Origin of the sequence: Frankia sp. AvcI1 (assembly GCF_001420875.1) — a bacterium.
Classification (GTDB): Bacteria; Actinomycetota; Actinomycetes; order Frankiales; family Frankiaceae; genus Frankia; species Frankia alni.
Genome location: NZ_LJFZ01000004.1, coordinates 259400 through 271642 on the forward strand (window position 1 = coordinate 259400; position 12243 = coordinate 271642).

General features: G+C 74.1%; 5 protein-coding genes and 9 pseudogenes. 13 read left to right on the top strand and 1 reads right to left on the bottom strand.

Features of this window, described 5'->3' with window-relative positions:
* Positions 1-68: 68 nt before the first annotated feature.
* The 7 genes and pseudogenes from UK94_RS41920 to UK94_RS41945 all read left to right on the top strand — a co-directional run.
* Positions 69-346, top strand: a pseudogene (locus UK94_RS41920) (ABC transporter permease); the annotation flags it as partial.
* 1 nt (position 347) lies between these two features.
* Positions 348-449: pseudogene (locus UK94_RS41925) on the top strand (ABC transporter permease); the annotation flags it as partial.
* Position 450: 1 nt separating this feature from the next.
* Positions 451-968: pseudogene (locus UK94_RS41930) on the top strand (sugar ABC transporter permease); the annotation flags it as partial.
* A 38-nt stretch (positions 969-1006) separates the two neighbouring features.
* Positions 1007-1334 (top strand): annotated as a pseudogene (locus tag UK94_RS41935) (carbohydrate ABC transporter permease); the annotation flags it as partial.
* A gap of 1 nt (position 1335) precedes the next feature.
* Positions 1336-1879 (top strand): annotated as a pseudogene (locus UK94_RS06450) (carbohydrate ABC transporter permease); the annotation flags it as partial.
* 46 nt (positions 1880-1925) lie between these two features.
* On the top strand, positions 1926-2471 hold a 546-nt coding region (locus tag UK94_RS41940; RefSeq protein ID WP_235486714.1), incomplete at its 3' end, for an ABC transporter ATP-binding protein.
* Between the two features lies 1 nt (position 2472).
* A pseudogene (locus UK94_RS41945) lies at positions 2473-2916 on the top strand (ABC transporter ATP-binding protein); the annotation flags it as partial.
* A 393-nt stretch (positions 2917-3309) separates the two neighbouring features.
* Here UK94_RS41945 and UK94_RS06460 read toward each other — a convergent pair.
* Positions 3310-3717: pseudogene (locus UK94_RS06460) on the bottom strand (Lrp/AsnC family transcriptional regulator); the annotation flags it as partial.
* Positions 3718-3988: 271 nt separating this feature from the next.
* On the opposite strand from UK94_RS06460, the pseudogene UK94_RS06465 reads away from it, so the two are divergent.
* From UK94_RS06465 to UK94_RS06485, 6 genes and pseudogenes are all read left to right on the top strand, one after another.
* Positions 3989-5091, top strand: a pseudogene (locus UK94_RS06465) (5'-3' exonuclease H3TH domain-containing protein); the annotation flags it as partial.
* Between the two features lie 527 nt (positions 5092-5618).
* On the top strand, positions 5619-7973 hold the full coding sequence (locus tag UK94_RS06470; protein WP_055749137.1) for an SDR family oxidoreductase: 2355 nt from the start codon (positions 5619-5621) through the stop codon (positions 7971-7973).
* Positions 7970-9157 carry a medium chain dehydrogenase/reductase family protein gene (locus tag UK94_RS06475; RefSeq protein WP_055749138.1) on the top strand — a complete coding sequence of 396 codons (1188 nt, stop codon included), beginning with the start codon at positions 7970-7972 and terminating at the stop codon, positions 9155-9157. Before UK94_RS06470 ends, UK94_RS06475 begins: the two co-directional genes overlap by 4 nt.
* 187 nt (positions 9158-9344) lie before the next feature.
* Positions 9345-9665 (top strand): annotated as a pseudogene (locus tag UK94_RS41955) (lactate racemase domain-containing protein); the annotation flags it as partial.
* A 6-nt stretch (positions 9666-9671) separates the two neighbouring features.
* The gene (locus tag UK94_RS06480) at positions 9672-10868 is read left to right on the top strand and encodes a lactate racemase domain-containing protein (RefSeq protein ID WP_313949459.1); all 1197 of its coding nucleotides are present in this window, start codon (positions 9672-9674) and stop codon (positions 10866-10868) included.
* A 121-nt stretch (positions 10869-10989) separates the two neighbouring features.
* Entirely contained in the window at positions 10990-12243 is a 1254-nt protein-coding gene (locus UK94_RS06485) for a lysophospholipid acyltransferase family protein (RefSeq protein WP_055749082.1), read from the top strand.

Here is a 12243-nt window from a genome sequence, read left to right on the forward strand (position 1 = left end):
GTGTCGGNGCTGGGCGGGTTGCGGGGGGCGATCGAGGATGNGTTGGAGTCGAAGGGGTTGGTGCCGTGATGGCCGGTCGGGTGGGGCTCACGGCGCAGCAGCGGGCGCAGCGGCGGCTGGGGTGGCTGCTGTGTGCGCCTGCGGTGGTGGTGATCGTGGCGGTGGCGGGCTATCCGATCGGCTATGCGGTCTATCTGTCGTTGCGGCGCTATGACCTGCGTTTCCCGGCGCAGTCGTCGTTCGTGGGGCTGGGGAACTACGCCACGGTGCTGGGGTCGTCGCTGTGGTGGAAGGCGCTGGCGGTCACGGTGGTGATCACGGTGGTGTCGGTGGCGGTCGAGTTCGTNCTGGGGATGGCGTTGGCGTTGGTGATGCATCGGGCGGTGGTGGGTCGGGGGTTGGTGCGTACGGTGATCCTGATTCCGTACGGGATCGTGACGGTGGTCGCGNCGTTCGGCTGGCAGTACGCCTGGACGCCGGGGACGGGGTATCTGTCGGGGTTGTTCGGGGATGCGGCGCCGTTGACGTCGCAGACGTGGGGCATCGCGGTGATCATCGTTGCGGAGGTGTGGAAGACGACGCCGTTCATGGCGTTGTTGCTGCTGGCGGGGTTGGCGTTGGTGCCCGAGGAGTTGCTGCGGGCGGCGCGGGTGGACGGGGCGGGGCCGTGGGCGCGGTTCGTCCGGGTGATGGTGCCGTTGATGAAGCCGGCGATTCTGGTGGCGTTGCTGTTCCGGGTTCTGGACGCCTTCCGGATCTTCGACAACATCTACGTGCTGACGGGCGGGTCGTATGACACCCGGTCGGTGTCGATTCTCGGGTACGACAACCTGTTCACGGCGCTGAATCTGGGGGTCGGGTCGTCGTTGAGCGTGCTGATCTTTCTGGTGGTGGCGCTGGTGGCGTTCGTGTTCGTGAAGGGGTTCGGGACCGCCGCGCCCGGCGGGGAGCAGGAGGCGGGCCGGTGACGACCGTGGCGGGTGACGGGGCCGGCGCAGCGGGCGGGATGGCGTCCGAGGGGGCGGCCGGTGTGCGGGGGCGTTTCGGTGTGCGGGGGCGTCGGGGTGGTCGGGGGCGTGGCGGTGGTGGGCGGCGGGGGTCGGTGGTGTCGGGGTGGGTGGCGGTGAACACGGTGATCGTGGTGGTGTCGCTGGTGCCCTTGGCGTGGCTGGTGTCGTTGTCGTTCAAGACGCCGGCGTCGGTCGGGGACGGGCGTTTCGTGCCGCGGCACTGGACGTGGGAGAACTACCGGGAGATTTTTGACGCGTCGCTGTTCACCCGGGCGTTGGTGAACTCGGTGGGGATCGCGTTGATCTCGACGGTGCTGGCGGTGGNGGTGGGGGCGATGGCGGCCTATGCGGTGGCGCGGCTGGTGTTTCCGGGGCGGCGGCTGCTGGTGGGCCTGGCGTTGCTGATCGCGATGTTTCCGCAGATCTCGCTGGTCAGTCCGCTGTTCAACCTGTGGCGTCAGATCGGCATCTTCGATACGTGGATCGGGTTGATCGTGCCGTATCTGACGTTTTCGCTGCCGCTGGCGATCTACACGTTGTCGGCGTTCTTCCGGGAGATTCCGCGGGATCTGGAGCGGGCGGCGGCGGTGGACGGGGCGTCTCCGTGGCAGGCGTTCACGCGGGTGATCGTGCCGCTGGCGGCGCCGGGGCTGGTGACGACGGCGATTCTGGTGTTCATCTTCTGTTGGAACGACTTCCTGTTCGCGATCTCGTTGACGTCGACGGAGTCGTCGCGGACGGTGCCGGCGGCGATCGCGTTCTTCACCGGGGCGTCGCAGTTCACCCAGCCGATCGGGTCGATCGCGGCGGCGGCGGTGGTGATCACGATTCCGATCATCGTGTTCGTGCTGGTGTTCCAGCGTCGGATCNTCGCCGGGCTGACGTCCGGTGCGGTGAAGGGATAGGCGGGCGGTCATGGCGGAGGTCGAGCTGGCGCATGTGAGCAAGTGGTTCGCCGACGGGCAGGTGGCGGTCGACGATGTGAGTCTGCGGGTCGCCGACGGGGAGTTGCTGATCCTGGTGGGGCCGTCGGGGTGCGGGAAGTCGACGACGCTGAACATGATCGCCGGGTTGGAGGACATCAGCGACGGGGAGCTGCGGATCGGGGGTCGGGTCGTCAACGGGCTGGGGCCGGCCGAGCGGGATGTCGCGATGGTGTTCCAGAGTTACGCGCTGTATCCGCATATGACGGTGCGGCGTAACATCGGGTTTCCGTTGTCGTTGGCGAAGGTGCCGCGGGCGCGGATCGAGCAGCGGGTCCGCGAGGTGGCGGAGCTGCTGGATCTGACGCCGTGGTTGGACCGTAAGCCGGGGATGCTGTCGGGGGGTCAGCGTCAGCGGGTGGCGATGGGGCGGGCGATCGTGCGGTCGCCGGCGGTGTTCCTGATGGACGAGCCGTTGTCGAACCTGGATGCGACGCTGCGGGTGGCGACGCGGACGCAGGTGGCGCGGCTGCAGCGGNGGCTGGGTACGACGATGGTGTACGTCACGCATGATCAGGTCGAGGCGATGACGCTCGGGGATCGGGTGGCGGTGCTGCGGGCGGGGCGGGTGCAGCAGGTCGCGGCGCCGGTGGAGCTCTACGAGCGGCCGGTGAACCTGTTCGTGGCCGGGTTCATCGGTTCCCCGGCGATGAACTTCCTGCCGGCGTCGGTGGAGGGCGATGTGCTGCGCTCGCCGTTGGGCGCGGTGGCGCTGGACGATCGGCTGCGTCGGGCGTTGTCCGCCGGTGCGGCGCGGCCGGCGGCGGTGGATGTGGGTGGGGAGGGTGCGGTGGGGTCGGCGCCGCCGGCCGCGGGGGCGGGGGGTGCGTCGCTGGTGCTCGGGATCCGTCCGGAGCATTTCGAGGACGTCGCGGTCGTCGGGGCCGATCGGCCCGGCGGTCGGGTGAGCGTGGTCGCGGAGGNGGTGGAGTCGGTCGGGTCGGACAAGTACGTCTACGCTGCGCTGCCTGTGGGGTCGGGGCAGGCCGCCGGTCTCGCCCGGGTGCTACGCGAGGCCGGCGCCGCCCTTGTGCCCGGCGTCGGGGAGCAGGTCGTGGCGCGCCTGGCGGCGGCGAGCACGGCGGTGCGCGGGGCGCAGGTCGAGCTGTGGTTCGACCCGGGGCGGCTGCACCTGTTCGATGNGGCCACCGGCGTCGCGCTCACCGGCCATTCCGGCTGACCGGCGTCCCCGACCTGAGGTCCTGCTTGTCCGGAGGGCTTCGTGCCCGATTCATCCCTCTGGATAGGCGGGGGGCGCTGGGGCGGCATCGTGGGGCGCGGCGTTACAGGGCGGGGGGGCGGCCCTCGTAGGGGGNGGAGAGCACGACCATGGTGCGGGTGGACACGTTGGCCGCGGCGCGGATGCGCTGGAGCAGGACCTCCAGGTCGCCGGGGCTGGCGACGCGCACCTTGAGCAGGTAGCTTTCCTCCCCGGCGACGCTGTGACAGGCCTCGATCTCGACGATGTGGGCGAGCCGGTCGGCGGCGTCGTCGGGTTGGCTCGGGTCGATCGGGGTGATCGAGACGAAGGCGGTCAGGGGCAGACCCACCTGGGAGGGGTCGACCAGCGCCGTGTAGGACGTGATCACTCCACGTTGTTCCAGGCGTCGTACGCGCTGATGGACGGCGGAGACCGACAGGCCGGTGGCCCGGCCGAGGTCGGTGAAGCTCATGCGCCCATCTCGGCACAGCATCTGCACGATTCGACGGTCGAGATCTTCCAGCACGATCCGGAGCGTACGCAGGTCGGCGCGGGGCGAGGGAGCTGTTTCTGGTCCGTTGCCTGGTCCCGGTGGGACAGCCGGTACGGTCGGGATCAGGTGTGGGTGGGGCGCGGTGGCGCGGCGCTGCCGTCGTGATGGTGGTGATACGGCCGTCGGGCGGCGTGGGGCGGCGCGGACGGTGGGGGGCTGGACGGTAGGGGGTCGGTGATGGCGGGAGGCCCGGCGGTGGATCCGGTGGCGACCGGCGCGGCGCGTGCGCCGGGCGGCGGGNTGCTGCTTGCCGACGCCCCGTCGTTGTACTTCCGGGCGTTCTACGGGGTGCCGCGGTCGGTGCGGGCGCCGGACGGGACGCCGGTCAACGCGGTGCGGGGTCTGCTCGACGTGCTGGCCCGTCAGATCGTCGAGGTTCGCCCGCGGGGGCTGGTGGCCTGCTTCGACGCCGACTGGCGTCCGGCGTTCCGGGTGGCGCTGCTGGCGTCGTACAAAGCGCACCGGGTGGCTGTGCCCGCCGGGCGGGCCGGCGTCTCGGCGCCTGGTGGCGCCGTGGTCGGGGACGCGGCGGCGGGCCGGGTGGGGGCGGGCGGAGACGGTGCGGCGGGCGGGGAGGTCGAGGAGGTCGCCGACGAGCTGACCGTCCAGCTTCCGATCATCGATGCGGTGCTGGACGCGTTCGGGATCGCGCGGGCGGCCGCGGCGGGTTTCGAGGCCGACGATGTCATCGCCACCCTCGCGACCCGCCACGGCGGCGGCGCTCGGGGCGGTGGGGTGGACATCCTCACCGGGGACCGGGATCTGTTCCAGCTCGTCGACGACGCCGCCGGGGTGCGGGTGCGGTACGCGGTGGAGAAGTTCGCCGTGGTCGACGAGGCGTCGGTGCGCGCCCGCTACGACATCCCGGGGCGGGCCTACGCCGATTTCGCGGTGCTGCGCGGCGATCCCAGCGACGGGCTGCCCGGCGTCGCCGGGATCGGCGCGAAGACCGCGGCGGCGCTGTTGAACCGGTTCGGGTCGCTGGCGGCGATCCTCGCCGCGCTCGACACGCCACCGCCGGCGGCCGCTCCCCCGACTCCCCCGGCTTCGACTCCCCCGGCTTCGGTTGCTTCTGCTGCGGTGGCGCCGGGTGGGCGGGGTGGCGGGCAGGTGCAGGGGGTGCCGGTGGCGGCGCGGCGGCGGCTGCTGGCCGCCCGTGACTATCTCGACGCCGCGGTCGGGGTGGTCGCGGTGGTGCGTGACTGCGACGTCGGCGACGTCGACGGGCGGCTGCCGGTCAGCCCGGCCGATCCGCAGGCGGTGCTGGCGCTGAGCGAACGGTGGGGGCTGGCGGGGCCGTGCACGCGGCTGGTGTCCGCCCTGGGCGCGGTCGCCGCCGGCTGAGCGGACGCCCACCCGCTGAGCGGGCGCCCACCCGCTGAGCGGGCGCCCACCCGCTGAGCGGGCGCCCACCCGNTGAGCGGGCGCCCACCCGTTGAGCGGGCGCCCACCCGTTGAGCGGGCGGTCACCCGCCGCGCCGGGGCGGGGCGTCGGCCCCTGTCTCGGGTCCCCGGGCCGCGGCGGGTCGTCTTCTCTGCTGCGGGTCGGCTGCCCCCGTTCGGGGGGTCCACGGGGGTACCCCCACCGTGGGGTGGCCCGGTGGTGGCCCCGCGCTGGGGAAGCAGACGGGTGGGGTGGTTGTCCACTCGGCTGGCCGGATCGTGGGGCTGCCCGTCACCGCGCAGAGGTGCGGACGGTAGGTTTCCCTGCGTACCGCGGCCTGGGNACGCACCCGTGATGAGCAGGTTGGCGCCGCGGGGGCGAGGCNTCGCCTAGGGTTGCCCACCGGATGTGCACCCGCCCATCCGGACTTACGGCGGGTGCGGGTACCCGGATGAGGGTGTCGGCGGTGACGGCAGCGGAGGTCAGGGTGGGGCTGCGCGAGCGGCTCGCGGGTAGGCGGGTGTTCGTGACCGGGGTGACCGGGTTCATGGGCGAGGCGCTGCTGGAACGGTTGCTGTCGGACTTCCCCGACACCTCGGTGGTGGCGCTGGTGCGGCCGCGGGGCAGTCACACGGGGGTGGCGCGGCTGGCGCGGATGACGCGCAAGCCGGCGTTTCGCCAGCTGCGTGAGCGGCTCGGGGCGGCGGGGCTCGCCGAGCTGGTGGCGCGCCGCGTCGAGGTCGTCGAGGGTGACCTGTCGCGGCTGCCGGCGTTGCCCGGCGACATCGACGTCGTCATCCACTGTGCCGGGGAGGTGTCGTTCGACCCGCCGATCGACGACGGGTTCCGGATCAACGTCGGCGGGCTGCAGGAGCTGCTGCGGGCGTTGGCCGCGGCGGGGGCGCGTCCGCATCTGGTGCACGTGTCGACGGCGTATGTGGCGGGGTTGCGTTCGGGGCACATCGCCGAGGGTCCGCTGGTCCATGACGTGGACTGGCGGGTGGAGCAGGATTCGGCGTCGCGGGTGCGTCAGCAGACCGAGGACGCCTCGCGCTCGCCGGAGAACTCGGCGCGTTTTCGCACGCAGGCGCAGCGGCGCTTCGCCGCGGCCGGGGCGCAGACGGTGTCGGCGGAGGCGGAGAAGCTGCGCCGGGCGTGGGTGGCGCGCCGGCTGGTCGAGGCCGGTGGGCAGCGGGCGCAGGTGCTGGGCTGGACCGATGCGTACACGTTCACCAAGGCGTTGGGGGAACGGTTCCTGGAGGAGCATCACGGCGCGTTGCCGTTGACGATCCTGCGGCCCTCGATCATCGAAAGTGCGTTGGCGCGGCCGTTCCCCGGGTGGATCGAGGGGTTCAAGATGGCCGAGCCGCTGATCCTGGCCTACGGCCGCGGGGAGCTGCCGGACTTCCCCGCCTCCCCGGACGCGGTCGTCGACATCATCCCGGTGGACCTGGTCGTCAACGCGACGCTGGCCGCGGCGGCCACGGTGCCGCCGGTGGAGCGGCCGGCCTACTACACGGTGTGTTCGGGGTTTCGTAACCCGCTGCTGTTCCGTGATCTGTACGCCCATGTGCGGGAGTACTTCCTGGCCGATCCGCTGCCGCAGCGGGGCCGGGGGGCGATCGCGGTGCCGTCGTGGCCGTTTGCGGGGGCGGCGGCGGTGGAGGCGCGGCTGCGTCATTCCGAGCGGCTGGTGGGGTTGGCCGGGCGGGCGTTGGCGCAGGTCCCGGCGTCGGCGCGGACGCGGGCGTTGGCCGGGGAGCTGGAACGGGCGCAGAGCCGGGTGGCGTTCCTGCGCCGCTATTCGGATGTGTACCGGGCGTACACGAAGGCGGAGCTGGTCTACGTCGACGATGCGACGGCGGCGTTGCACGCGGCGTTGGATCCGGCCGACCAGGTGGAGTTCGGGTTCGACCCGGCGTGTTTCGACTGGCGGCACTACCTGCAGCAGGTGCACTGCCCGGCGGTGACGGCGGTGCTGCGTCGTCCGCGTGAGGCCGCGCCGCGCCGGCGGCTGTCGGGGCATCTGGCTGCCGGCGACGGGGTGCTGGCGGTGTTCGACCTCGACGGTGCGGTGGCGAGCGCGACGGTGATCGAGTCGTATCTGTGGATGCGGTTGGCCGACGCCGGGCCGCGGCGGCGGGCCCGGGAGCTGGCGGGGCTGGCGGCGGCGCTGCCGGGGTATGTGCGCGCGGAGCGCCGTGACCGGGGGCATCTGATGCGCGCGGTGTATGCCCGTTATGCGGGGGCCGATCCGGAGGAGCTGGAGCGGCTGGTCGCCGAGGTGGCCGGGGACATTCTGCTGCGGCGGGTGAAGCCGGCGGGGATTCGCCGCGTGCGGGAGCATCGGGCGGCGGGGCATCGCACGGTGCTGCTGACCGGGGCGGTGGAGGTGCTGACCCGGCCGTTCGCGCCGCTGTTCGACGAGATCGTCGCGGCCCGGCTGGAGGTGGGCGGCGATGGGCTGCTCACCGGCCGGTTGGCGTCCTCGCCGCTGGTCGGGGATGCGCGTGCGGCGTATCTGGGCCATCATGCGCGCAGCACGGGGGCGGATCTGGCCGCGTCGTGGGCGTATGCGGACAGTCAGTCGGATCTGCCGTTGTTGCGCGCGGTGGGTAATCCGGTGGCGGTGAACCCGGATGTGGCGTTGAACCAGGTGGCGCGCGGTGCGGGCTGGCCGATCGAGGAGTGGGCGGCGGCGGCGGGGGAACCGCGGCTGGTGGTGGGCAGTCGGGTGGAGCGGGGCTGGCAGGCCGCGGCGACGCGGGCCCGTGCCGCCGTCGGTGCTGGCGGTGCCGTCGGTGCTGGCGGTGGCGTGGGCGGTGCGGGGGGTGGGTGGTGACGCGCGGGTTGGAGCTGTATGACTCCCCGGCGCGCCACGTCGCCGCCCGGCTGGTCGCCCAGGCGGGTGCCGGGGCGCTGGGCGGGCTGGGGCGGGCGGTGCCGTTGCGGTATGTGGACCGTGATGATCCGCGGCCGCCGGATGAGCGCTGGGTGCGGGTGCGGCCGTCGCTGGCGGGGATCGGCGGGGCGGATCTGGCGCTGGTGACCGGTCGGGCGTCGGCGTATCTGACGGCGGTGGTCGGGTTGCCGTTCGTGCCGGGACGGGAGGTCGTCGGCCGGGTGGAGCAGCAGGTGGCCCTTCCCGACGGCCGGGTGCTGGCCGCGGGTGCCCGGGTCGTCGTCGATCCGGTGGCGCCGCCGGCCGGATCCGTGTCGCTGTCGGGGGCAGGTTCGCCGTCCGAGGCGGGGGCGGGCGTGGGGGCGCGGGCGGCTGAGGTCGGGGTCGGTGGCGGCGGATGGAGCCGGGTCATGCTGGCCCATCGTGGTCAGCTGCACGCGGTGCCCGAGGGTCTGCCCGACGAGCGTGCGGTGCTCCTCGACGCGCTGGCTCGCGCCGTGCACGCCGCCGATCGGGCCCGGGTGGCGCCCGGGGCGCGGGTGCTGGTCGTCGGCGCGGGGGCGGTCGGGTTGTGCACGGTGCTGGCGTTGCGGGCGTTCACCGACGCCGGGTCGGTGGCCGTCGTGGCGCGTCATCCGCGTCAGGCGCAGGTGGCCGGCCGGTTCGGCGCGGACGCGGTGTTCGACCCGGCCGGGGCGGTCGCCGGGGTGCGCCGCGGCACGCATGCGCTGCGGGTGACCCCGTCGTCGGGCGGGTCGTTCCTGCTCGGCGGGGTGGATGTGGCGGTGGACGCGGCGGGCAGCGCCCAGGCGCTGGCGACGGCGCTGCGCACGACCCGGGCGGGTGGGCGGGTGGTGGTGGCCGGTACCCCGTCGGACCGGGTGGATCTGACGCCGCTGTGGGCGCGGGGGCTGGAGCTGGTCGGGGCGGCGCGGACCAGCGCCGATCCGGGGGCGGGCGACGTGCTGGCGCGGGCGTGGGAGCTGGCCGCGACCGCGCCGCTGGACGGGCTGGTCACCGGTGGTTATCCGCTGACCCGGTGGCGTGACGCGCTGGCCCATGCGTGGGACGCGGGGCGCCTCGGTGCGGTGCGGGTGGCGTTCGATCCGGCGGCGCCGTCATGACCGCGGCCGGGCGGACGCCCAGGGCCGGGATGCCCGGGATGATCGGGATGGCGGGGGCGNCGGGGGTGGACTGGGCGCACGCAGGGTGTGGCTCATCGGGGCGGACGTGGAGAGGATCGCGACAGTGAGACCGGGGTTCGTGCTCGAGGTCGACGAGCGGACTCCCCCGCTGCTGGTCCATTCCGGNGCCGGGGTGCTGCTGGAACGGTTCCCGCTGGGCACGCGGGTGGTGTATCCGCCGCAGCCGCGCCCGGGGGTCGGTGACGTCGACGCGGCGATCGGCGCGGCGCTGGCCGAGCCGGTGGGCAGCGCGCCGCTGTCGGCGCTGCTGCGCCCGGGGATGCGTCTGGCGATCAGCGTGGACGATCTGCGTACTCCGCAGCCGCGGGTGCGGGGGGTGGACGTACGCGGGCGGATCCTGGAGCAGGTGCTGACCGTGGCGGCGGCGGCCGGTGTCGACGAGGTGACGCTGGTGGTGGCCAACGGGCTGCACCGGCGTCTGGGTGCCNCCGAGGTGGCGGGGATCGTCGGGGAGCGGGTGTTCCGGTCGTTCTGGCCGACGCAGCTGGCCTGCCACGACGCCGAGGACGCGGCGAACCTCGTCGAGGTCGGTCGCAGCGACGCCGGCGAGCCGGTCGAGGTCGCTCGGGCGGTGGCCGAGGCCGATCTGCTCGTCGCCGTCGGGATCGTGCAGGGCCCCGGGCAGGGTGGGCTCGGTGCGCTGGTCGAGGGGTTGTCGTCGTATGCGTCGCTGCGCGCGGTGCATGCGGTGGCGGCGGTGACGCAGGCCGCCGCGGCGGGTGCGGGCGGCGGCGGGACGGTGGACGGCGCAGTCGTGCAGGGCGCGGCGGCGCAGCGGGTGGGGGCGGTGCTGGGCGCGGCGGTGCCGGTGTTCGCGGTCACGGCGACGGTGAACGCCGCGCTCGGGCCGGCGCCGTTTCTGACCCGCCGGGAGTGGGAATGGTCGCCGGCTGATTCGGCGTTGGCGTTCGGGGTGGGCCGGGGCCTGGAGCTGCTCGGGGGGCGGGGGCGGGCGCGGGTGCTGCGCGATCTGGCCGCCGACTATGCGATCACCTCGGTGACGGCCGGTGCGCCGCAGGCGGTGGCGGTGGCGGCGTGGGAGGCGCTCGACGCCCAGCAGCGGGTCGACGTCGACGGGCAGAGCGACGTCGTCGTCGTGGGGCTGCCCCCGTTCGGGGCGTATCAGGGTGGGGCGCCGGCGGATCCGGTGCTCGCCGCGCACGGTGCGCTCGGCGACGTCTTCGCCCGCCATCGGGGGCGGCCCGTCGTCCGGGAGAACGGAGCGATGATCGTCTACCATCCGGTGGCGGCGCGGTTCTCCCAGTTGCATCAGCCGTCGTATGTGGATTTCTACGAGGAGGTGCTCGCCGAGTCGAGTGATCCGGCGACGATCGAGGCGAAGTTCGAGCGGCAGTACGCCACGGACCCGTGGTATGCGTCGTTGTACCGGACGTCGCTGGCGCATCACGGGGTGCATCCGTTCCACCGCTGGTATGAGACGGCGCCGGCGCGGGCGCATCTGGCCGAGGTGGTCTTCGTGGGTGGGGATCGGGCGGCGTGCGCGCGGCTGGGGTACCGGGCGGCGTCGACGTTGGCGGATGCGTTGGAGATCGTGGCGGGTGCGGTGGGCCGCGACCCGTCGATCACCTATCTGCACAGCCCGCCGCAGCTCATCGCCGACGTGCGGTGAGCGGCACCGCGGCGAGGCACGCGGGGTGCGGTGCGCCGGCGGGGGCCGCGCGGCGGCCGGTTGCGGGTCGTGGTGGATGGACCGGTAGGACGAGGGTGCTCGGGACGGATGGGTGATCGGGATGGGTAGGCCGCGACGGGGTGTGGGGCTGCGCGAGGCCGCGCGGGGTGTTCGTCGGGGTGGCCCGCCGTGGGCGCCGGTCGGGGACGCGGGCCGCGCGGCGCGTCCGGCGTCGCGGGAGTTCCCCACGGGGTGGGCGCGCAGTGGTGCGGCGCGCACGACGCGGGCGGCGTTCCTCAGCGGGGTGATGAATCCGTTGCTGCACGCCTCGCTGACCGCGCACGCGCACGGCGCGGAGGTGTTCGACGAGGTCCGCGACACCCCGGTGATCATCGTGTCGAACCACACCAGTCATCTCGACGCGCCCATGCTGCTGTGTGCGCTGCCCGGGCGGGTGCGTGCGCGGACCGCGGTGACGGCGGCGGCGGACTACTTCTTCGACAGTGTGTGGCGGGGGGCGTCCAGCGCGTTGGCGTTCGCCACGGTGCCGATCGATCGCAGCGGTGGGGCGCCGTCGTCGACGCCGATGGATCTGTTGCGCGACGGCTGGAACCTGGTGATCTTCCCGGAGGGGACGCGGTCGCGGGACGGGGCGCGGGGCCGGTTCCGGCTGGGCGCGGCCTATCTGGCGATCAACGCCGGGGTGCCGGTGGTGCCGGTGGGGGTGCGGGGGGCGTTCGCGGCGATGCCGCGGGGGCGGTCGTGGCCGCTGCCGGGCCGCCCGCAGGTGACGGTGCGCTTCGGTCGGCCGTTGCGTCCGCTGCCCGGTGAGGATGTGCGGACGTTCACCGCCCGGCTGGCCGCCGAGGTCGACCGGCTGTGCGCCGAGGATGCCACCAGCTGGTGGGATGCCACCCGGGTGGCACTGGCCGAGCAGCCCGGTGACTCCCCCGGTTCGCCCTGCGGCTCCCCCGCCTCACCCGCGTCCGCCTCGATCCCGCCGGTCGCCGAGACTGCCGCCCCGGCCGGCGCGGAGACGACCGGGACGACCGAGTCGGCTGGGACGACCGAGGCGGCCGGGACGGCCGAGGCGGCCGGCGCCGCGGACGCGCCGGGCGGGTCCGGCGCGCCACCGCGCCAGCCGACCGCGGCCGACCGTGAGGGTGCCGACGGGACGGTGACGCCGGCCGTCGGCGAGGCACGCGCCCTGGGCCGCCACCGTCCCCGCGCCGCGGCGCGCAGCGGGACCGGCCCGGTGTCGATCTCCGCGCGGCTGCGCGGCGCCCCGGACACCCCGACGGCGCGCTGGCGACGCATCTGGGCGGCCACCGAACCGCTGCCGCGCAGCACGTCGCGCTCTCCCTGGCGTCGCTGA